At 42.1% G+C, this 23,557-nt stretch carries 17 protein-coding genes and 1 tRNA gene; 3 read left to right on the plus strand and 15 right to left on the minus strand.

All coding sequences use genetic code 11. From position 1 onward, the window contains the following. Positions 1-513: 513 nt before the first annotated feature. From DW059_RS09275 to DW059_RS09310, 8 genes are all read right to left on the minus strand, one after another. Entirely contained in the window at positions 514-1,830 is a 1,317-nt protein-coding gene (locus tag DW059_RS09275) for a hypothetical protein (protein ID WP_147326036.1), read from the minus strand. 12 nt (positions 1,831-1,842) lie between these two features. Next, positions 1,843-2,832, minus strand: a complete 990-nt coding sequence (locus tag DW059_RS09280) for a guanosine polyphosphate pyrophosphohydrolase (RefSeq protein WP_117698592.1) — start codon at positions 2,830-2,832, stop codon at positions 1,843-1,845. A gap of 63 nt (positions 2,833-2,895) precedes the next feature. Beyond that, complete coding sequence (locus tag DW059_RS09285) at positions 2,896-3,921, minus strand: lysozyme inhibitor LprI family protein (protein ID WP_117698593.1); 1,026 nt, start codon at positions 3,919-3,921, stop codon at positions 2,896-2,898. A 54-nt stretch (positions 3,922-3,975) separates the two neighbouring features. Then, positions 3,976-5,022, minus strand: coding sequence for a GGDEF domain-containing protein (locus tag DW059_RS09290; protein ID WP_117698594.1), 1,047 nt, complete (start codon positions 5,020-5,022; stop codon positions 3,976-3,978). Positions 5,023-5,037: 15 nt separating this feature from the next. Beyond that, positions 5,038-5,685, minus strand: coding sequence for an HAD family hydrolase (locus DW059_RS09295; protein ID WP_117698595.1), 648 nt, complete (start codon positions 5,683-5,685; stop codon positions 5,038-5,040). Positions 5,686-5,715: 30 nt separating this feature from the next. Beyond that, positions 5,716-6,075, minus strand: a complete 360-nt coding sequence (locus tag DW059_RS09300; RefSeq protein ID WP_117698596.1) for a sensor histidine kinase — start codon at positions 6,073-6,075, stop codon at positions 5,716-5,718. A gap of 8 nt (positions 6,076-6,083) precedes the next feature. Beyond that, on the minus strand, positions 6,084-7,619 hold the full coding sequence (locus DW059_RS09305) for an ABC transporter permease (RefSeq protein WP_117698597.1): 1,536 nt from the start codon (positions 7,617-7,619) through the stop codon (positions 6,084-6,086). Between the two features lie 281 nt (positions 7,620-7,900). Then, positions 7,901-8,746: a DegV family protein gene (locus DW059_RS09310; protein WP_158552094.1), complete on the minus strand. Its 846-nt coding sequence runs from the start codon at positions 8,744-8,746 to the stop codon at positions 7,901-7,903. Positions 8,747-9,467: 721 nt separating this feature from the next. Between DW059_RS09310 and DW059_RS09315 the strand changes: the two genes are divergently transcribed. Then, the gene (locus DW059_RS09315) at positions 9,468-10,016 is read left to right on the plus strand and encodes a TetR/AcrR family transcriptional regulator (protein ID WP_117698599.1); all 549 of its coding nucleotides are present in this window, start codon (positions 9,468-9,470) and stop codon (positions 10,014-10,016) included. Here the strand turns inward: DW059_RS09315 and DW059_RS09320 are convergent. Together DW059_RS09320 and DW059_RS09325 are read right to left on the minus strand one after the other, a co-directional pair. Beyond that, positions 10,008-13,187 (minus strand): SbcC/MukB-like Walker B domain-containing protein, encoded by a 3,180-nt coding sequence (locus DW059_RS09320; protein ID WP_117698600.1) that lies wholly within the window; start codon positions 13,185-13,187, stop codon positions 10,008-10,010. The two genes, DW059_RS09315 and DW059_RS09320, sit on opposite strands and share 9 nt — an antisense overlap. After that, positions 13,184-14,341 (minus strand): exonuclease SbcCD subunit D, encoded by a 1,158-nt coding sequence (locus DW059_RS09325; protein WP_117698601.1) that lies wholly within the window; start codon positions 14,339-14,341, stop codon positions 13,184-13,186. The genes DW059_RS09320 and DW059_RS09325 overlap by 4 nt, the downstream gene beginning before the upstream one ends. A 345-nt stretch (positions 14,342-14,686) precedes the next feature. Here DW059_RS09325 and pckA point away from each other — a divergent pair, with 345 nt between their 5' ends. Then, entirely contained in the window at positions 14,687-16,291 is a 1,605-nt protein-coding gene (gene pckA, locus DW059_RS09330; protein WP_117698602.1) for a phosphoenolpyruvate carboxykinase (ATP), read from the plus strand. 73 nt (positions 16,292-16,364) lie between these two features. Here pckA and DW059_RS09335 read toward each other — a convergent pair whose 3' ends face one another. Next, complete coding sequence (locus tag DW059_RS09335; protein ID WP_022242242.1) at positions 16,365-17,120, minus strand: tRNA threonylcarbamoyladenosine dehydratase; 756 nt, start codon at positions 17,118-17,120, stop codon at positions 16,365-16,367. Positions 17,121-17,268: 148 nt separating this feature from the next. Continuing rightward, positions 17,269-20,046 (minus strand): hypothetical protein, encoded by a 2,778-nt coding sequence (locus DW059_RS09340; protein WP_117698603.1) that lies wholly within the window; start codon positions 20,044-20,046, stop codon positions 17,269-17,271. Positions 20,047-20,249: 203 nt separating this feature from the next. On the opposite strand from DW059_RS09340, the gene DW059_RS09345 reads away from it, so the two are divergent. After that, the gene (locus DW059_RS09345; protein ID WP_158552095.1) at positions 20,250-20,993 is read left to right on the plus strand and encodes a LytR/AlgR family response regulator transcription factor; all 744 of its coding nucleotides are present in this window, start codon (positions 20,250-20,252) and stop codon (positions 20,991-20,993) included. 269 nt (positions 20,994-21,262) lie between these two features. On the opposite strand, the gene DW059_RS09350 is transcribed toward DW059_RS09345, so the two are convergent. The 3 genes from DW059_RS09350 to DW059_RS16470 form a co-directional block, all read right to left on the minus strand. Continuing rightward, positions 21,263-21,335 (minus strand) — tRNA-Thr (locus DW059_RS09350). Between the two features lie 67 nt (positions 21,336-21,402). After that, entirely contained in the window at positions 21,403-23,022 is a 1,620-nt protein-coding gene (locus DW059_RS09355) for a YhgE/Pip domain-containing protein (protein ID WP_242986184.1), read from the minus strand. After that, a complete protein-coding gene (locus DW059_RS16470; RefSeq protein ID WP_242986186.1) occupies positions 23,016-23,543 on the minus strand; it encodes a YhgE/Pip domain-containing protein in 528 nt (175 codons plus the stop codon). The genes DW059_RS09355 and DW059_RS16470 overlap by 7 nt, the downstream gene beginning before the upstream one ends. Positions 23,544-23,557 lie beyond the last annotated feature (14 nt).

A 23,557-nucleotide genomic window follows, 5' to 3' on the forward strand; every position in this document is an offset into this window, starting at 1 on the left:
TTAATGTTCCTCTTTTTATAGTCACTCAAATCAAATCCATCAAAAAGTTGTTCTTTAAAAAACATATATTGGTTTTTCATTATTAACCCTCCTATCTATTTCATATACCTATATATTCTCTTAATCTGCATTTAGTTTCATTAATATCTTTTCAATCAGATTAACATACGCTGGCAGCCCATAAAAAAATTCACAAACGACCAATGCCCTTACGCATCATATCTTTTGTGAACTTCTAATCTCTTTTTATAATATTTACTTAGCTTTTTCATAACTTTTCTCTCCCTCCAAATTCTATATAAATATTATGCAACTCCTTTTTCCAAATTGCAACCTTTTTTAATAAAAACCGTCAAAATCTCCCCTCTTATCAATCTGTTTCACGCCCCAATTCGACAATACTTTCTATGATTCCTGTTTTATACTTATATCTCTATCCTTATATAATTATTTTCCCAGCATAAAAAGAGCACAGAATTTCTTCCATGCTCTTATCTTACAACTTTCATTTATCTAATTTTCTTCCAACTGAACTTTCTCTTCCTTAGCCAAACTCGAAACTGCCTCATTTTTCCCCGAATCCGCAGTATCTTCCGATGCCACCACATCCTCCGGCACATTTTCCTCTTCTAACACTTCTTCTTTCTGCGCTGCATCCTCCGGCACATCTACTTCTTCTAAAACCACACTTTCTTCCTGCACCGCATCTTCCACAACTACTGTCTCGCCCTGCTCTGTATTTTCTGCATCTTCCGTGCCTTCATCCGAAGCCAAAACGCCCTCTTCCGCTTTCTCCTTTTCTTCCGTTTCTTCCACTCCCCCATCCTTCCGGAACTTCTCCCGGAACTGCTCTTTCTTGGCTGCCACAGCATCCTTGAGGGCAAGCTTCTTCTCTTCGCGGCTTTCTAAGGCTTCCTGCTTCTTTGCGTCACGGAGTTTTTGCTGTTCTTCGCGCTGCGCGGCTTTTTTAAGCTCTTTTTCCTGGCGTTGTTCTTCTTTGATGCGGAGCTTCTCGGCTTTATCCTGCTCCTTCTGCTGCAGGCGGTTCTGGCGAAGCTCGTCTTTCGCCTGCTGCTTCTGGCTCTTCTTGACCTGCTTTTTGGCGGAACGCTCGATAGAACGGATCATGCTCTTGGCATCACCGACTCTGCGGCGGGCACTGCGGTATGGATCGTAGAGGAAATAGGATGCTGTGGTAAGTGCCAGCAGCACCAGTCCTACGATAAGGCAGATTGGAAGCAGGAAATCGTAGAAGCCGTACTTTAATTCATAGCCGATAAAGAGAACCAGCATCACCGGGAAAACTACTGCAGAGAAAATATCGCAGATGAGTCTCCAGAGAAAGAAGCACTGCTTCTGGTGCACAAAAATGGCTGCCTGCACGCCGGTAAAGAACATCAGCATCAGACAGATTTGTGATGTGATTCCATGTAAAAAGCCTACAAAGACGCACAATGCCAGTGAAAAGAAAAACATGGCAAGGGCGTAGCCTCTGCGGTATGCATATTTGTATTCCCGCATTCCCTCGCGCTTATCTGCACTCAGGTCATGAATTTCATATACCCGGTCATTGACCCGCTCCTTCATGTCCTCCCGGTATTTGCGGCCTTCTCTGGCATGTGCCATATTTTCGTCCATGTCTTCGTCCAGTTCCTGCAACATTTTCTGTTCCATAAAAATCTGCTGCAGCAACTCATCTTCCCGCTCTCTGCGCTTTGTGATTTCATCCTGAATCCAGCTTGCCTTCTGCATCTGGAGACTCTCTTTCATCCATTGTTCCTTTTCCATATTTTCACCCATAGCTGCCTTCTCCGTTTCGTACGCTTCCATTCTGTTCTATTTCTAATCAATCAAATCATTCTGAAATCTCGACAAATGCTCATAAGGAAGAATCAGTCTTCCCCGGTATAAGCCGCAGCCGTCATTCATCAGGCTGTTGCTTACTGCTGTAAACATGTCGACATCCACACCGGAAAGCTCCAGTTCCTGCAAACGCCTGCACCGTTCATAAGCTTCATCAAAATAAATGCATTCTCCCTCCGGGATGGTATCCCGGCGTGCTCTGGATGCTTCCTGCTTTTTCTCATAATTAATATGATTGGCGGAACCGATTTCTGCAATGTCATCCATCTGCTTTGTGCGAAGCTGCATTTCCACATAACATCTCGCACTGTTATCATAAAAAGTAATATGTAAGGATTTGTAATCGTCCTCCTTTTCGCTGGTGATATAATCCCGGTAATATGGTTTTACAGCATCATCCAAAAGCGGGGAACTGCTTCTTAAGACACCGCCTGTCGGCTCTGCCGTAAATCCACGCTCCTCTAAAAACTGTGGCAGCACATTTGCAATCTGATAAAGGTGCTTTAATTCCTCTTCTTCGCGGTTCTCATGATTTTTCAAATGACACCGTGGCATGGAAATCACAATCCGGTATGCAATCAGATCACGGAAGCAGTTCAGCTTTTCCTTTAATTCTGCAATGTCCGGATAGCTTTTATGCTTTTTATAATAATCATAAATGTACTCTACAATATAGCCGTTGAATTTGCCCTCCGCACGAATCAGTGACTTGATTCTTCCTTTAAAAGTAAAGGAAAGATAAGGATATTCCATTGCCATATATTTGTAGAACTCACGGATTTTCTGGGACTGCGCTGTCAGGAAATCATTGTGCTCTAACAGTTCCATAATCTGAATCAGGAAATTGCAGTGCACCAGATCCACTTCATTTTTTGATACTTTTGCGGATGCCCGGAGGTCCTGCGTATACTTTTTCAATATCCGGAACACCGTTGCTCCGGAGTATAAGTAATCATTTAATGTAACCATTTTCCCTCGCTAAAATATCTTTTTATTTCAAATACTCTGCCAGTTCATATACCCTGTTTCTTGTTAATTCTGCCGCCTTATCATTTTCCAATAATGGCTGAAGCTTCCGCCCTCGGCATCTTTGCCGGCTTCCTCTACTGCACTGTCTTTTGTCTTAATCCAGTCACGCTCTTCCTGGGTAAGAGTCGTCATAGTGTCCTCATCCAAAGTCTCTTTTAAACGGCTCCAGATAGAATTCAGCTCATTATCCCACAACTGATACAACTGCAGAGACAGGGTATTCATTTCCTGCTGTGCCAGTTCTCCACTGGAAAGGTCTTCCTGCATGGCTGCTGCTTTCTCCTCGATTTTCTGCAATTCACTCTCTATGGATACATCGGAAGTTGTGGTTTTATCATTTACCGTAACCTTATCTCCACTCGGTCCTAAAAAGGTATCAAAGGTCAGCGTATTAAAAATTGCATAGAATGGAAGCGTCGTATCCTCATCGGTAAGACCAATGGATGCCCAGTCCAGGAATCTTTCCGGCAATTCATCTAACGGTGCACCCGGCAGATAAATATATAAATCATAAACCTCTTCCAACCCAGCCGGTCCCGTGTAAATATATTTCACGCCGCCTTTAATTTCCGTGTCGCCTTCTGTTTCCTTCGTTGCAATATCCTCCAACTGCATCTCATAGGTATAATCATTTATCTTTTCCGGCCGGGTGAATTTTCCATAGAAATCACAATAGTAAAGGGTTCCATTTGGATATCCATCCCCGCTATCTCCCGCATCTGCATCATGATAATTTCCCACAAAAGAGCCATCCTCGGATAAAATCAATGTAGAATCCCATGCACCGGCTCCGCTGGTAAACATAAAGCTTTCTCCTGCAAGCTGTGCAAAAATGTCATCTTCATCCACATTTTCCGTTTCTGTCTCCTCTGTCACCTCTTCTGAGTTTTCCGTTTCTTCCGTCTCAGTCTCTGCCTCTGTTTCTGTGGTCTTTTTCTCCGGCTCCACGACTCTGCTTCCGCAAGCCGCAAACGTTGACATTCCCAACGCTGCACTTAATATCATTACTAAAAACTTTTTCCCTTTCACAAACGAATCCTCCTGATGTTCCTTTTCGTTTCTCGCCCCTTTTTTATCTTTCTATTATTCTAAATCAAAGACATCCTGGTTTCTTCCCCGTTCTTTTGCAGCATAGAGCTTCTCATCCGCTAAGCGGTATAATACCGTAACAGCAATCCCTTCTGTATAATGCTGTACTCCACTGCTGAAAGAACATTCGATATTCTTTTCATGCTTTGTAAATTCTTTATATTCCCATCTTATATGCTCTAGCATTTTACCGATTTCATCCGTGTTCATCCCCTTTAAAACCAGCATAAATTCTTCTCCGCCAAAGCGTACTGCAATCCCTTTATTCTTTACATGCTTTGTTAAAAGTCTTGCAAATTCCACCAGAATAATATCTCCAAATCCATGTCCGTATGTGTCATTCACATGTTTAAAGAAGTCAAGGTCAATCAGTACCGCATCAAATTCTTCCTTCTCATCCAGAATAAGGTCTCCCAGATACTGATTTAAATAACGACGATTATAGATTCCGGTCAGTGCATCTTTATCTGCGGCATCTTTCAACTGTTCATTCAACTTCTTTACTTCTTCTTCCTGTCTCTGTCTCTGCATCTGAAGCAGGATAGAAATTAAAAAGACACAAAGTAAAACGATAAGCAGGGAACAAAGTGTGCTCTGCAGCACGACTTCTTTTGACAGTTTTTCACTTTCCAGCGGTCTCATATAGGCTAAAATAACTGCTGCCACATCTGCTACAATTACCACGCCGGCAAACCGGATTGCATTTCCGGTTGGAATAAAAATCGCAATTGCTACCATCGCAAGTACCATGTATACAATCGTTCCCGTCTGATATATATAATACAGTGCCGGAAATTCCACAAGGCTTAATACTGCTATCATCAAATAAGACGCATAACGTATCTGTCCTTTTTTAATTCCAATGAAACTTCCTGCGACCATAAGTAACATACAGATTCCGCAGAAAATCGTTGTTCCGCTCCATCCGAAAATCAATGCATTTCCAATAAATCCTGCCAGATTTCCGATACAGCTTCCCATTGCCAGCACATAAAACTGTCTGCGGCTCACATCAATCGAAGTATCAAATAAAAAATTCATCTTCCCTCTCCCATTTTATGAAAATAAGTTTTTCAATTCATCCAGTGTATTTACACATATCGTAAGTTTCTTTTTTAATTCATCATCTGGCTGTGTCTGATCCGGAACCATTGCCACCTGACAGCCTGCCCGACAAGCACTCATAATCCCATTGGGCGAATCCTCCACCGCAAGGCATTCTTCCGGAGCAAGTCCAAGTTGTGCACATGCAAAAGTATAGATATCCGGTGCCGGCTTTCCGTGTTCTACCATGGTTGCACTGATGATTTCATCAAAGTACGGATATAGTCCTATCTGCTTTAAATATCTTTCTGTCCGTTCCATGTCGGTTGCCGTTGCAACTGCCCGCCGGATTTTCTTTTCTTTTAAGAAATTCAATAACTCAATAGCTCCTCTTTTTATCTCAATACCGTTCTTTGCAAGATATTCCTCCATCAATTCCTTCCGGTAAGCCCGGATAGCCGGATAGTCAAGATTCTCATCTGCAAACATTTCCTTTAAATGCGTCGGTGCAAAGGGTTGTCCTAAGGAACGCATGGACAATGCCTGCTCATCACTCATTTCATAGCCAAAATGCGCCATTGCCTTAGGCCAGCAGATTCTATAATATTTCTCTGTATCAATGAGTGTTCCGTCCATATCAAATAAAACTGCTTTTATCATATTACATTTTCTTCCTGCCTTTTTCATTGACTAATTTGCCATCCCCACTACCACAGTTACCGAAAAAAGATTTTCTTCCTGTTTCAGAAAAACATCCCCGTTCATTTTATGCATCAGCTTTCTGCATATATAAAGCCCCAGTCCGCTTCCTTCCTGGCTTCCTGCATTGGAGCCACGATAGAAGCTGTCAAAAAGATGCGGAAGTTCTTCTGCCGGAAGAACTTCTCCTGTATTTTCCACGGTAATCAGCACACAGTCTTCTTCTTTTGAAATTGATATACCAATTTTTTTGCCACTACCATATTTTATAGCATTTTCTATGATATTCTGCAATACTTCCAGCAAACGTTCTGTATCTGCTTTCACCAGAAAATTCTGATACTCCCCCATGTTAAACCCTATATGAAGCTGTGAAAGTTTATCTTTATAGTATACTGTATCTCAACAGACATTTCCGATGGCATGCCTTCTTCCGTAAGTTCTTCTGCCAGGCATTCTAATTCTTTTGCCAAATCCGCCCGGGTCTTTCCTGCCATATTCTCCATTGTCTGTGATACATCTGATACATAGACATCACTTTCTTTTCCAAATGTTGTAATCAGATTCTTACTTTTCATGGTATCTGTTGTAATAACCACTCCCAGCATAAAAACGGAACAGAGGAAAAAGGACAATATAATCGTAAGGAACCGTCTTGGACTGCTTAAAATATCATTGACTGCCAGATACCAGGTACTGTTAAAACGGCTTTTTCCCAGCCGGTAAATGGATTTCTTTTTAAAGCGTTCTCCGGACTGACCGTTTCGGATGGCATCCACCGGTGTCAGCTTCTTTACTTTTCCGGTACACCGGTATGCAAACCAGATAGTAACTGCAATAACAATGACTGCTCCTATGAAATTTACCGTAATGGCATGACTGTTTCCCAACATCATATTTTCTGTCACAGACTGCAGCAGCATATTGCCAAATGGGATGCTTGCCAGGAATCCAATTGCTGCTCCCACAACAGCCAGCATCAGATATTTTACAAGATAAAGGCTTCGTATCTTAAAGTCCGTAATTCCGATGGCTTTCATGACACCGATTTCCCGGTATTCTTCTGTCACCGTAAAAGTAATCGTAAATTTCAACACTGCAAAGAATACAATCATCAGGCATACACTTAAAACCAGTACCACAAATGCCACAATCATATCCATGACATAACACAATTTAAAAATGTCCCGTCCCCGGTTGAATCGGATGTCGGATGCATTGCTTAATAAAGAGGCTATTTCCGATGGATTGTCTGTGTCAATATAAATGATCTCGCCCCGGTATTCTGCAAGACTTTCATCCGATGCAAATTTCTGATAATCCGCTTCATTTAAAATAAATCTTTTATTTCCCATAAATTCAGAACCCAGCAGCGCATCTTTTGCTTTTCCAGCAATCGTAAGCTCCACACTGTTTTTGCCATGGGTAATCGTAAGTTTATCTCCCTCTTTTAAATCATTTGCATCTAAGAAATTTCCTGTGACATAGACCTCACCCTCAGGCACTTTTGTAAGCTCCTTATTATCCTTTGTGAAAAAATGTATCTCACTTTCGGAAATGGATTCTATGATCATTGCCTTGTTTGCTATATCAAGTTCTTTTCCCTCTGCCTTGATATTCCCCTTGGCTGCATACATAATATGATCCATGCGGTAGTCTTTTACATACTGACAGGTATCCAAAAGCTCCGGCACACCGCCATCCCCCTGCTGGGTCAGTACTACATAATCTCCAATGTCTGCCTGATTAAGATAATAATCGGTTCCATTTACTACCGTCAGTACATTGTTCAGCCCGCTTGCCACAAACATGGCAGCTAAAATAATAAACAGCAAAATTACAATATTAATTGTTTTCTTTCGCTTTAAGTCTTTGCGTAAGATATCCCAAAACATCTTCTGCTCCTTTCTATCCTCTTAGTATACCTCAACTACGCGAAACGCGCTTTGCGATTTTCTCGCTACTTGTAACAAAAATGTGCCTTGGCACATTCCCGCGCCTGCGGCGGTCGCTTGCGACATCTACCTTATACGCCGCAGTGTGCATCCTCGCGGAGCGTTTTTTACTTTGCAGTCAATTTCCTGTAAAGCAAAAAAAGAACCGGCAAAGTTTTATTTCCTTTGCTGGTTCTACTATAACGAATCAATTATTAAAGAATCCTTAAATCTGAAAATTCTTATTTCATGCTTTCTTTTAAAATAAATGCCATCAGAAGTGCATCCGGTCCGATATGGGTTCCGATTGCCATTCCAACTTCATGTAAGCTGCTTTCTGTCAGGGAAAAAGCTTCCATGGTTTCTTTCCGGAATTCCTCTCCCATTTCCGGGTTATTGCTGTGAGCAAATTCTACCGGCATGCAGCTATCCACTTCTCCTTTTTTTAAGAAAGCCTGCATTCCGCTTTTCGCTGCTTTCATGCCGCGGGCTTTGGAATAGCCTTCAATCTCTCCATTCCGGAGCAGCAGTACCGGCTTGATTCCCATTACATTTCCCACTGCTGCAACTACCGGAGAAATACGTCCGCCCTTTTTCAAATATAATAATGTGGACGGAACACCGGTAAGATAGGTGCGGTTCTTTACTTCTTCCAAGATTCCTGCAATCTCTTCTGCACTTTTGCCTTCTTCTTTTAACTTCACGGCATACTCCACCAGAAGCCGCAAGGATAAGGATGCCTGCAGGGAATCCACGATATATATCTTTTCATATCCGCACATTTCTTTTGCCAGCACTGCCCCATTATAAGTTCCCGAAAGCTTCGAGGAAATAAGAATCACCAACACTTCTTCGCCTGCTTCTTCTGCCGCTTCATACTTTTCTAAAAATGCTGCCGGTGATGGCTGGCTGGATACCGGAAGTTGTTCCTCGCTGCGCAGTTTCTCATAAAATGCTTTGAAATTCTCTTCTGTATTCCGGTCGAATATAACATCTGCAAAGTTTGCCGAAATCGGCACCAGATCCACGCCCATTGCCTTTGCTTCGGTTTCAAATATATCAGATCCTGTATCTGTAATTATCTTCATTTTCGTCTCCATCTCTTGACTGTTGTCTGTATCTATGCCACACTATATGTGAGATAATTTATATCACATTGTTGTGGCTGCATAAGTAGCATTGTAGCATAGTTTTCCCTTTTTTCAACGGTTTGATGTGAGACATTTTATATCATTTTGTATCATGATACGGATGTGGTGCCGGTGGGTGGGACAGAATATGATATTCGTTTCTTACGATTTGCATTTGATATGTGCATTGGTTCATTACGCAAAGAGCGTTATTTTTCTTAGCACTGTATTTTTCTTGCTGTCAGGCTGTCCTTTCCGTTGCTTTGACCGGATGCCGGCTCTGTCCGTCTGTTGCGGATACCACATTCCGTCTGAAAGAGACGCTAAGAATTCCGTTAAAGTTTCCGTATCTTCCGGCAACCGGCACATATTCGCATCCATGCTTAAGATGTGCCTCGCTGGCACGTCCCTGTGCCAGCGTTGCCGGTTGCTGCCGGAATTCTAAGCGTCTCTAACAGACTGCATATATCGTATCCGCATTCAGGCGAACAGAGTCCGGCATACTGTCAAACATTGGAAAGACAGGCTTTATCGGCAAAAGAAAAATGCAGTGCAAGAAAAACCGCTCTTTGACGTTAGAAGCAATGTATGTATCAAATACAAATCGTAATAACAAATATAAAGCGACTGTCCCACCCACCGGCACACATCCATAGCACATACGAACAGGAGCATTTAAATGAAAGAAACCGACAAAAGATACGAAGCGAACCGCCAGGTAAAATTAAAGATTGCCCGTGCCCTGACCAAACTCATGGACACCAAAGCATTTTCCGATATATCCGTAACCGATATTATTACCACTGCCGAAGTGGCAAGAGCTTCCTATTACCGGAATTTTCATTCCAAGGAAGAAGTATTAATTAAGATTACAGACGATATTATGGAAGAATACCGGAAGCGGGCAGAAAAGCTTGAAAATGACTTTTTCAGCTATGAGGCAATTTTACTGATTTTCCGGTATTTTAAGACTTACAAGAAATTTATTTTAAGTGTATATAAGGCAGGTCTTGCATACATTTACTTAGACCTTTTTGATCAGGAATTAGAAAATCATATGGGTGACATGCCTTATAATGATATCCACCGGTATAAAGTCTACTTCTATTCCGGTGCGCTCTATAATGTTTTCTTAAAATGGCTGCAAAACGGAATGAAGGAGCTTCCTTCCGCTATGGCTTCCATGGTGACGGAAATGTTAGAACAGGGAGCCTATCCGCTAGCTTAACTGCCAGCGGACATGGCTTCCTTCTTCATCTTTTGTAATAAGAAGCTGGTCTTCCATTTCCTGCTTTAATTCTGTTACATGGGAAATGATTCCAATAAGCTTTGAGCCGCCTGCCATCTCTTTTAATACCCGGACTGCCTGCTCTCTTGCATGCTCATCCAGGGAACCAAAGCCTTCATCAATAAACATCATATCAAGATGTATGGCAGCAGAATTTTCCTGAATCTCATCTGCCATGCCCAATGCCATGGATAACGCCGCCATAAAGGATTCTCCTCCGGAAAGCGTACGGACTTCCCGCTCTTTTCCGGTTACATTGGAATATACCATAAGGTCAAGTCCCTTATTCTTTCCGATTGCAGCCTTCTTCTCATCAAACATTCTGAGTTCAAACTGTCCTGCTGACATTTCTTCAAAACGGCGGTTTGCTGCATAAAGAATCCGCTCCAGATAATAACGTTGCACAAAGGTCTCCAAATCCATACGGCTGCCGGACACATTTCCGGAAATGACAGTATAAAGCCGTGTTATACGGTTGTGCTGCTCTAATACCTGCTGCCGCCCGCTCCATATTTCCTCTACCGCTTCTAAGATTTCCGTATCCTTCTGATTAGAAATCTCCCACTCATTGGCTGCCCTGCCTGCAAGCTTACTCTGCTCCTCTGCTGCCTTAAGTTCCTCTGAAAGCTTCTCTATATCCGGTTTTTCTTTCTCTCCTACCGTTTCTCTGGCTGTCTCATAGCGGCTCTGATACATCGTCTTCTGATTCTGATAATCTTCCCTTTTCTGCCGCATCTCTTCCATGGCATCTATCGAATACTGCTCCACCAGCGTCTGCCATTCCAGTTTGGAAATATCTTTTTCTTCTATATATAAATCATATTTTTGCTGCTTGGCTTCTGCTTCCTTTTTCCGTTCCGGAAGTTCTCTTTCACAACGGACAATGCCTGTCTGTGTACCGGTTTTCTCTTCCTCTAAACGGCTCTTTTCTTTATCAGCCTTTGCATATGCACTTTCTGCAGAAGCCTTCTTCTGCTGTGCTTCTGCCAAGACTTCATCCGCTTCTTTTTCAGATGTATAGTCAAGGGTGCGGTTCCGCTCTGTGTAAGCTGCCTGACAACGGTCAAACTGCTCTTTTGCCAATAGCTTCTTTTCTGTTGCTTCTGTCTCTTCTTTTTGAAGTGCAATCTTTTTTGCTTCTGCCTCTTCTAATTTATGAGACAATTCCTTCTTCTTTTTTATCTCCTGAGAAAGTGTTTCTTCTTCTTTTGCAAGCTTTTTCTTTTGCGCGACAAGCCACGGTTCTATTTCATTATCGGCTGCCGGGTTTGCTTCCTTTCCAAAGTCTTCTATTTTATTCCGGCACTTTTCCTTTCTTTCTGCCAACTCTTTCTCCCGGTTCTCTCTTCTTACGTGGCATGCACCGGCTTCTGTAGATGCCGCTTCCTGCTTCTGTTGTAACTTTGCAATCGTTTTTTCTAAAGCTTCTAACATTTCCCGGCTTAATTCTTCCTGCATTTCTACCGCAATGCATGGCTTTGGATGTTCCATGGAACCGCAGACCGGGCATGGCTCTCCCTCTTTTAATTCCTTTGCTAAAATACCTGCCTGCGCATCGAAAAATCGCTTACGATATGCTTCGTATTCCTGCTGCTTTGCCTGATACTGTCCGGATGCTTCCCGATAAATCTCTTTTGCATGTTCCTCCTGTTTCTTTTCTTTACCAAGAAGCTGCTTTGATTCTGTAATCTCTGCTACGGCATCTTCGATTTCTGCAAGAGCATTTTTCTTTCCGGTAATCTGTAACTGCCTTACTTCAATTTCTTCGAAGGCTTCCGCTTCTTTCTTCCACTGCACGATATTCTGCTCTAAGACAGTACTTTTTTCTTTTGTCTCTTTTTCCGTCTCTTCCGCCTGCTGCAAAGCATCTTTACTCTGCTCTACTTCCTGTGCGGCTTTTCTTATTTCTTTCAATGCCGCTTTCGTGCGATTTACTTTTTCTTCTATAATACTGTAATTTTTCTGCTGTGTTTCCTTTTCCGCCTCTGCTAAGTTTCTTTCCTTTTCTGCCTCTTTTAAAGCTTTCTTTATCTCCGGCAGCTTTTCTTCTAATTTCTGCTGTTCTGCCTTTAAATTCTCCAGCCTCTTTACCGCTTCTTCATACTGCTGATAGAGCTGCTTTGCATCATAGGCAAGCTTTATCCTCTGCTCTAAGCGGGCAGTCTCTTTTATCTCCTCTTCCGCTTCAAAAAGGCGTGCTAACTCCCGCTGTGCTTCTTCCATCTGGGTAAAGGATTTTTGCAGATTTTCCGCTTCCTGCAACGCACTCCTGCAATGCTCCCGCAGTTTTTCCGCTTCTTTTGTCTCCTTCTTTTTCTTCTTTCCCTCTTCCTTAAGATACTGGCACAATTGCTGCATCAATTCTAAAAAGCGTTCCATCTCCGGTGCTTTTGCATCCGCCTGCTGCATCTTCTTTTTCAATGCCAACAGAGCTTCGGCTTCTTCAAAGGCTTCCGGTATGTCCGCATTCTCAGCTTTGGCATGAAACTTCGTACGGATTGTGGCAATCTCTGCATCTAATTTTCTTTTCCGGTCCCCTAATTCATTGGCAATCTTTTCATATTTTTCTGTGTGGAATAATTTTCGAAAAATCACTTTTTTCTCATCGGATTTTGCCCGGAGCAGTTCCATAAATTCTCCCTGGGCAATCATTGCCACCTGCATAAACTGCCCCTTGTTCAGCCCGACAATATCAATGATTTTCTGATTCGTTTCCTTTTGCGAATAAACGGTTTCATCCGGCATGATTAAGGTAACGGATTCGCTTTCTTCTTTTTCACCGCTTCCCCGCTTCAATGGGCGGACATGTCTTGGTACACGGCGCACTGTATAGACGCCGCTTTCTTCTGTTCCTTCACAGAATTTCAATTCCACATAAGGCTCTGCGCCTGCTGTGGCAAACTGACTCTGCAGCTCTGTTCCACTTTTTTTATTAGCTGTGGAACTGGCTTCTCCATATAACGCAAAGGCTATGGCATCAAAAATAGTGGACTTGCCGGAACCGGTATCCCCGGTAATCAGAAATAAATTCTGGGATGGTTTTCGAAAATCAATTTTCGTCCGGTCTCCATAAGAACCAAATGCCTGCATTTCCAAAGTTAATGGTCTCATAACTCAGCCTCCTCCTCTACTTTATTGATGACTTCCTTAAGAATTTCTCTCTCTTCCTCGTTCATCTCTCCGATAAACTCACAGCATAGCGAAAAGGCATCAAGCTCTGCCTCATGCCGGAATTTTTCCATTTCATAATTGGCTTTGTGCAGCGTTTCTCTTCGGATTTCCAGCAAATTGGGAAATGCATGACGCAGCCGGTCCTGCATGTCAAAGACATTGACATCCACCTTATCGGTAAGAATCACAGTTACAAAATTATCGGATGGCTGCTTTAATACTTCTTCTAATTCTCCTTCCACAATACGCACCTGGCGCAGTGGTTTTAACGGAATTACTCTGGTGGAAAGCTTGCCCTTTTCTTCCAGTTCCACCATAATAATGCCCTTTTTCTGTCCCGCTTCACTGACGGAGCAGGCAAGAGGTGTTCCACAGTAACGATAACACTCTTTTCCCACGGTCATAGGCTTATGAATATGTCCCAATGCCGCATAGTCAAACCGCTCCAACACATCCGCAGACACTTCATCAATATTTCCCACGGTGCGGATTTCGGAATCCATCCGCTCAACATCCTCCGCCGCTTTTCCTGCCGGCAGATAGAACTGGTGGCTCACCAGCACATTCCGCTCTGCTTCATTTACATTTTCTCTTTCCAGAAGCTTATGCAAAGTTGCATCATAAGAAAGATTGTTATCATTTTCATCCGTTCCCACAATCTGCTTTACCATAGACGGCTTCACAAAGGGCAGAAGATAAAAATTCACTTTTCCATACTTATCCGTCAATGTCACTTTCTCAATGTATTCCTCTTTCGTCTCAGGCGGCTTTCCTATCATATATAAATGCTGTCTTGATAAAATGCTTCGGAAACAGTTCACTCTTGGTGCGCTGTCATGGTTTCCGCTAATCATCATAAGGACAGCCTCCGGCACCATCTCCGTCAGTTCATTGATAAAATGATCGAATACCTCTACTGCCTCTGCCGCCGGCACTGCTTTATCATAAATATCTCCTGCAATCAAAATGGCATCCGGTTTTTCTTCTCTGGCCCGCTCTACAATCTGATGCAGGATATATTCCTGGTCTTCCCTTAAATCATGATTCATTAATTTCAATCCGATGTGAAGGTCGGATAAGTGAAATATCTTCATAGCCCATGTGCTCCTTTTCTATACAAGATTATCCTACAAAGTAAGATTATATTTTTCTCTTACTTTGTATTATAGCTTGTCTGTGGTGCTGCCGCAACGGACTTCTGTAGAATTATATGGCAGCATTTTTAAGCAGGAGGCTAATTCTTTAGGGGGAAAATCTTTCAACTTTCTTCACTTTATAAAAATTTCGCAGTTTTTTTATTGATTTTATGACTTATTTATGTATAATAATTATGATGACGTAACTAGGATTTATAGTTTCTCAGTCAAGATATCATAAAAACCTGCTTTTTGCGGGCGATTATCATATTACTATATTTAAAGGAAAGAGGTAAAAACAAAATGGCAGAAATCAATTTAAGCAAGTATGGCATTACTGGAACAACAGAAATTGTCTACAACCCATCCTACGAAACATTATTCGCAGAAGAGACCAAGCCAGAACTGGAAGGCTATGAAAAAGGTCAGGAAAGTGAACTTGGCGCAGTCAATGTTATGACTGGTATCTATACAGGTCGTTCCCCTAAAGACAAATTCATCGTTATGGACAAGAACTCCAAAGACACTGTATGGTGGACATCTGATGAATACAAGAACGACAACCATCCAGCATCTGAGGAAGCATGGAGTGCTGTAAAAGACATTGCTATCAAAGAACTTTCTAACAAAAAACTTTATGTAGTAGATGCTTTCTGTGGTGCTAACAAAGATACCCGTATGGCTATCCGTTTCATCGTAGAAGTAGCTTGGCAGGCACATTTCGTAACAAATATGTTCATCCAGCCTACTGAAGAAGAATTAAAGAACTTTGAGCCGGACTTCATCGTTTACAATGCTTCTAAAGCAAAAGTTGAAAACTACAAAGAATTAGGATTAAACTCTGAGACAGCAGTAATGTTCAACATTACAAGCCGTGAACAGGTTATCGTTAATACATGGTACGGCGGAGAAATGAAAAAAGGTATGTTCTCTATGATGAACTACTATCTGCCATTAAAGGGCATCGCTTCCATGCACTGCTCTGCTAACACAGATATGAACGGTGAAAACACCGCTATCTTCTTCGGACTTTCCGGAACAGGTAAGACAACCCTTTCAACCGATCCTAAGCGTCTCTTAATCGGTGATGACGAGCATGGTTGGGATGACAACGGCGTATTCAACTTCGAGGGTGGATGCTACGCTAAGGTTATCGACCTTGACAAGGATTCCGAGCCGGATATCTACAATGCAATCAGACGTGACGCTCTTCTTGAGAACGTAACATTAGATGCTAACGGAAAAATCGATTTTGCTGATAAGAGCGTAACAGAAAACACCCGTGTATCTTACCCAATCAACCACATTGAGAACATTGTCCGCCCGATTTCTTCTGCTCCAGCAGCTAAGAATGTCATCTTCCTTTCCGCAGATGCATTCGGAGTACTGCCTCCAGTATCTATCTTAACTCCAGAGCAGACTCAGTACTACTTCCTGTCTGGATTTACAGCAAAACTTGCTGGTACAGAGCGTGGAATCACAGAGCCTACACCTACTTTCTCAGCATGTTTCGGACAGGCTTTCTTAGAGCTGCATCCTACAAAATACGCTGCAGAGCTTGTTAAGAAAATGGAAAAGAGCGGAGCTAAGGCTTACCTCGTAAATACAGGATGGAACGGAACCGGAAAACGTATCTCCATCAAAGATACCCGTGGTATCATCGATGCTATCTTAAGCGGAGCTATCTTAAGTGCTCCTACAAAACAGATTCCATTCTTCAACTTTGAAGTTCCTACCGAGCTTCCAGGTGTTGATTCAGGCATCTTAGATCCTCGTGATACTTACGCAGATGCTTCTGAATGGGAGACAAAAGCATTAGATCTTGCTGACAGATTCATCAAGAACTTTGCTAAATACGAAGGAAATGAAGCTGGTAAAGCTCTTGTTTCTGCAGGTCCTCAGAAATAATTTTCCTGATAAGGAAATCAATAGAAACGGAAAACCGGATGTGATTCCACATCCGGTTTTCTTTATCTGTTTCCTATTTTGCTGCCAGATCCTTTACTACTTCACCTGCGATAATCAGTCCAGCGACAGATGGCACAAATGCCACACTGCCCGGAATATCACGCCGCTCCGTACATTTATGGGCTGCTCCCGGCGGACAGATACAGTTGGTTCTACAGCTGATTGCCATATCTTCAACTGGTCTGGTTGGCTGCTCTTCGGAATAAACCACCTTAAGCTTCTTTACGCCACGTTTCTTTAACTCACGGCGCATTACTTTTGCCAGCGGGCATACCTTTGTCTTATAAATATCTGCCACACGGAACTGACTGGCATCTAACTTATTTCCGGCTCCCATACTGCTGATAATCGGCACATTCATCTCCTGTGCCTTCATAACCAGTGAAATCTTCGCTGTTACCGTATCTACTGCATCTACGATATAATCATACTCTTCAAAAGGAAATTCATCCGCATTTTCCGGAAGGAAAAAGCATTTATGCACTTCTACCCTGGCATCCGGATTAATCTCTAAAATGCGGTCTTTCATGACGTCTGTTTTATATTTTCCAACGGTCTTTCTGGTTGCAATAATCTGACGGTTGAGATTCGTCAGGCATACCTTGTCATCATCAATCAGATCAAAAGCTCCAACTCCGCTTCTTACCAGTGCTTCGCAGACATATCCACCTACTCCGCCAATTCCAAATACTGCAACCTTTGCATTCTTTAATTTTTCCATTGCTTCTTTTCCAAGCAATAGTTCGGTTCTTGAAAACTGTGTCAGCATCTTCTATCTCCTCTTCTTTGACTACGCTACATTTTACCGCGTCCTTATGTTCTTTGCAACAGAAAAATGCCGCACTCCCATTTCTGAAAGTACAGCATTTTTATTTTTCATTTCATGACTTTTCTATTTCCGATATATCCCTTTTCACTTATTCCATACGGCGTCCTGCATTTAATCTGCCATATGCTCCCGCAGCCACTCCTGCCGCAGCAATCAGTACAAGAAAATATAGGAATATCTGATTGTCGTCTCCGGTTTTAACCTGTGTGCTGCTATCAGACGTTGTTGCTGCCGGTGTCTGTACCGAAGATGCGCCTGGCAATGTTGTAACAACATTACTTCCGGCGGTTAATGTCGTTCCATTATTATTTTCATTTGGCGTGCTTCCACCTGGTGTATTTTCCGGATTATTTCCGCCGCCCGGGTTTGACGGGTTTAAGCTGTCGGAAGAAGGAAGTCCTTTTTCTACTACAATCTGTGTTGCAGAAGACGCATAATAATTGCGTGTTTCCTGATAACGTACCAGATAAGTTCCGTCAGCAAGTCCGGTCAATTCATTTTCTGTAATTGCGGTATAGGTAGTTCCATCAATACTGTATTCCATCTCCGCATTCACACCACGAATCTTTCCATCATTTTTGCCATCAATGGTTTCTGCTACTGCGGTAAGTCCTGTTGGTGCTCCACGATGTGCTTTGGTAATGCTGAAATATTTTGTTACACTGCCTAAAAAGCGGGAACCACTGATAATTGCTGCAGCTGTATCACCCACTTCAATATTATCAACATAAGTAACCGTAAAATCCCTTCCTTCAGTTAATGTCATTCCATCATACGTTACGGTTACAGCCGGCTCTTTTCCTGTGCCATCATAGACAAAGGCAGCCGGGTTTAAAGTAATGTCCGCTTCTGCCAGCTTCTTATTACGAAGCACCAGATTTTGGGCACGATTTCCGGATTCATCCAGTACTGTAATATCAGTATCAACAAAAACTGAATATCCGAAAGGAATTAATTTGTCCAATGCCTGTTCCATTGCTGGTACATTTTTATAGTTTGCCAGACCACTTATCATGTTTTCTACTGTAATTACAGAATCGTCATCCGGTGCTATTGTAATCATTTCTACAAAGAATGAGCAAGGGGATGCCTGTGAACCTACATGAAGTCTACTGCTCTTTAATTCCAGGCCACCATTTGCAGTCCAACTTATCTCATGGATATCCGCTTCCACATTTTCTAATGTACATTTATCAGAAAGACTAGTATTTGCATCATTGAGCATTCTCAGGTTCAGCTTTCCATTGGAAATGCTTAAGTGATTCATGATATTGAATGCATCTAATGTTAAACTCTTCCCATTTAAATCAAGATTTACAGCCTTATATACAGAGGATAAATCAATTGATTCACTGCTGTTCTTATAATCAACGAATAATTTTACGGTATTGTATTCATTGGCATTATGGAATGCATCGGACAGGCTGTTATAATTTGTTACATTTCCGTTGGCATCTACAATAGCTGCCACCGGCTCCTGGTCATCACATACAACACATTTTCCATTGATACGCTTTGGATGCGTACATCCGCTGGCAGCATATACGGTTCCATCTACGATGGCTCCTTTCTTTGTGCCGTCTACAAGCTGGATTACACCTGTTGCAGGAATCCCGTTCACCATGGAAGCTAATGCTGTTCCTTCCGTATTTCTCTTTACCGTAACCGTTCCACCTGCATTCAGGCTGACTGCATTCAAAGTTGAAATCACATATGTGCTGCTTTCCTGTTCTATTGTAATATTCCCATCGGTACTCTCAATACTTCCACCGGCTCCGCCCCAGGTAAGTGATGAATCTGTTGTTCCATTCTGTTTCAGTGTTACATCATTCTTTGCCTTTATATCAAGTTCTGCCATAAACATCGGTACCGGTGCATTAGTTGAAATGCTTACTGCTCCTGCCAATGCCTGAATCGTCAGCTTACCATCTTGCATGACAGGGTTTGCGGTCTGTTCAATTGTAAGATCCCCATTGGTTGAAGTTAATCTCACCTGTGGATTACTCTTGCTTGTTATTCCCTTCGCTGATTTTAAAGAAATATCTCCTGCAGCTTCAATCGTAAGATTACTGTCAGTCAACACCCCTGTGCTGGTATTTTCCAGTTTTACCTTTCCACCGGTATTTTTCAGGGTAACATTTTCTGCACTGAAAATTGGATAATAATCAGATGCAGAACTTAATGCAAGGTCTCCTTCTGTCTGTGTCAGGTTCAGTGTGGATACTCCACTGTCAATCATACCACATGGTGCGGTTATCGTAACTTTCTTTCCACTTAAATCAACCACTCCACTGCTCAAAACAATTGGCTCTGAAGACGTTGATGCAGTTTCCAGTGTAATATCACCGGTTGTATCTATCTCAAATCTGCTGCCACCGTTTATTACATTACTATTACTTGTTACCTTGAAATTTCCGGTAAAATCCTTTGTGACAACGGCAGCACCGGTTCCAGATAAGTTAAATGCCGGACTATAGGTTCCTGTAACAGTAAGATTTCCCGCCCCGGAAATTGTTAGATTTCCATCCGTTACTGTCACCGGATTCGGTCCGGAAGTAGCAATCTCCATATCATTGTATACAGTCATGGTTGCCGTATCCTTATCAAAGTAAATATAGCCACCACTTTCCGGTTCTTCCCCTACTTTATCGACACCACGATACCTTGCAGCTGGTCCCGGTATAGAAGGAGAATCCACCGCCTTCACATACCAGCCCGTCTCTAATGTTGTACTTCCTATTTGAACAGATGCCGGCGTATCCTCTGCCTTTACCAGTAGTCCGGCAGCATCTCCCATAAATAAGCCTGTCATCATAGTCAATGCCATCAAAAATGCCAGACATCGTTTTTTTCGGTTTCTTCCCATATTTCCTCTCCTTTTTTTATTTCTATTTCTTTTGTTCACACAGTTTCTATCTTAAGAAAACGCCGGGAATTTTGCAACCAATTCTTCCAAATTGTGATTTTATCTTCCTGATTGTCGATAAAAAATGATTCTTATTTTCTTTCAATATGTTATACTTGTCTCGTATCCGGTGTTTTTTACTTTTTATATACAGGAGAATAATTATGCTGATTTACTTATGCGAAGATTCTGAAAGCGATGCCTTACGGTTAAAACATCATCTGAATACATATGCCACAAAACATCATTGTAATATGGAGATTCTACTTTTTTCTTCGGGCGAAGAGATGATTCAGTATTATAAGGAAGAAAAGCGTTATCCGGCTCTGCTGTTTTTAGATATCTATATGAATAACCAGGACGGTGTGGAAACAGCACGTATCCTTCGTTCACTGGGCTATGAAGGTGGCATTATTTTCACCACTTCTTCTACGGAACATGCCATGGCAAGCTATGAGGTAAATGCTCTTTACTATCTGCAAAAGCCTTACTCACACGCAGACTTTCTCAATGCCATGAGCCGCTGCGATACTCTTTTAGAGGAATCCAATGAAGTATTTACCTTTTCTGTCCGTAGGAAGGAATATTCTCTTCCTTACTCAGATATTCTCTTTTTTGAAACCGGGCAGCACAATGTCCTGCTGCACGCTATATCAGAGACTTTTACGATTCCCGGAAACCTGACACAGCTTACCGAGGACTTTGCCTCTGTTGCCTGTTTTCTTCCGGTTGGCCGCAGCTATCTGGTAAACCTAAACCATGTCACTGGAATTCTGCAGCACGACCTTATTATGGAAGACCACTCCATTGTGCAGATTCCTTTTCGTAAACGTGACGAGGTAAGCAAGGCCGTTAATAGCTGGTTTGCAAAGCTTGAGAAAGAGCCAACTCCTCCCGGCTTATCCTAAGGCCAGATATTTCCCATGTTTCCAATGTACTCCTATTGCGAAAATGTTACAGACTTGTTACAATTCATTTGTACTTAGCTAAGACATGATTTCAAAGAAAATAAGGAGGACGAAACTATGTGTTTTAATTTCAATAGCTGTTCCGAGTTATTTAACACAATCTGCAAATTATTCAGACTCGGATGTTAATATGTTTTATGCGATTTGCATAATCACCAAAAAGGCTGTAACCCTTGATTTATCAAGGATTACAGCCTTTTTTCCAGTTAAGCTGGCAACGGGAATCGGACCCGTGACCTCCGCACTACCAATGCGACGCTCTACCGACTGAGCCATGCCAGCAATTCTGTCGGAACTAATCCCGACTTGTAATACTATACTATAGAGAGCTATGATTGTCAATACTTTTCTACAGCATAATGTCAGATTTTTCTTTGCTATGCTCAATCTTCATATTTAACTTCCGGAACGGAACTGCAATTACAAGTCCAATCAGAAGTGAAATTATAATATAGATGCCCAAGATGCCGAGGCATTTCCAATAAGTCATTCCATACATACCACCGATGGTCTCCCGGAGTGCATCCATTCCATAAGGGAATGGGAAGAAACGGTAAATTCGCTGATAGATTGCCGGCAGTACTTCGATTGGGAAGGAACCGCCTGCTCCTGCTACCTGGATAACCATAATGACTACCGCCAAAGCCTCTCCGACATTTTCAAAGGCTACCGTTAATGCGTACATAAATAAGGTAAATACAAAGCTGCAGCATGCGCAGGCAAGCCAGAATAAGAACGGGTTATGGCATTGTATCTTAATATAAAACAAATCTCCCAGTGCAGTAATCAATGCCTGCACCTGTCCAATCAGGAAGAATGTAATATATCTTCCAAAGAATTTCTGGTAAGGTTTTGCATCCGGTATTTTCTCATCCGGAAGTACCTTTACATGAATGATTGCCACCAGAATCAACGCACCTACCCACAATGCCAGTACCGTATAGAACGGTGACATTGCCGAACCATAATTGGAAATCGGATAAATCTCTTTCGTCTCCATATTGACCGGAGAAGATAAGAAATCTCCTAACAAAGTCGGGTCGGTCTCTAAAATTTTCATCAAAGCCTGATACTGGTCACTGATTTCCAGAGCACTGAGACTTGTAATCACACTGTCAAGTCCGGCCTTCATTTCCTGTGCTGCTGCCAGTGAATCACTTAAGCTTTCATTTCCCTTATCGAGGGTTTCACTATAAGCATCCAACACTTCCGATACTTCATCAAAATCTCCATCGACACCATTTAAAATTGCCTGTGTCTGATTCAGTGACCCCTGCATGGACTGAATGGTTGTCTCCAGCTGACCTTTTACCGAATAGTCAAACGTATCTTTTAAAGCTTTTATTTCGGTCTTACAGGAAGTTATTTCGGTAGATATTTCAGTGTTTAAAGTATCCTTTGCAGTATTTAAATCTGTGACATTATTCTGGACACTGTTTAAATCTGCTTCAATTTTATCTAACTGTGCTTCGATTTCTGCAATCTGACCGGAAACACTTTCATCATCCTTCCAGTCTGCCACACTGTTTTCAAATAACTGACGGATCAGCGGCATCATATTAATTGCGCTCTGCAGTCCGCCGGAAGATAAATCACCATAGTTATCCAACTGATCTAAGGCATTCTGTATCAGCGTATTGATATTGTCAAGGCTGTCGGCTGCTGTATTAAGATTTGCTGAAATAACCTCAGCCAAAGCACTGGCATTAAGGCTGCCGGAATTCAATGCTCCCTGCATGGTATTTACCGTATTCGAACCATCATCTACCATCGTATTCAGATTCGGCAGCATAACCTGTGTCGTATCAATCAGGCTGGATGCCGAATTGGTAATGCTGACAAAAGAATTCAGCAATGCAATATAGCTGTCCAAATCTCCGCTTAAATCATTAAGCTGTGTCAGGAAAAGATTCATCATAGAGCCGGAATCCATTCCATTTTCTACCATGACATCATTTACCTTTAACATGACTTCTGCCAGAGTGCTGACAAAGGTTGCATTAACCTGCTCCTGTACTGCCGTTTTTGCCTTGGATGTAATCTTTGGCGCAATGGCATTTTTCTTCTCATTTTCATAATAAATAATCTGCGGATTCTGTACTTCTCCGTTAAGGAGCTTATCATTTTCTCGGAGAAATCCTCCGGAATAATCAGTGCCGCATAATATTCACTGCTGTATACACCATCTGTTGCTTCATCCATGGTATCAGTAAACTGCCAGCCCATAGTCTGATTGGCTTTCAGGGCATCAATGACGCTGTCTCCGATATTTAAAGACAGACCTCCCATGTCAATTCCCTCATCTGCGGAATATACTGCTATCTTAAGATTTGATGTAGATTCCGGTCCATACGGGTCCCAGTTGGACAATATATTAAACCATGCGTACAGTGACGGAATAATAGAAAGACCTATTACAATAACCACTGCTACCACATTGGTGCTGACTCTCTTAAAATCCTGATAAAAGATTCTAAAAATATTTTTCATGTGTTATCCCTCTG

It is taken from the genome of Roseburia sp. AF42-8 (genome assembly GCF_003435965.1).
Taxonomy (GTDB): Bacteria; Bacillota; Clostridia; order Lachnospirales; family Lachnospiraceae; genus Roseburia_C; species Roseburia_C amylophila.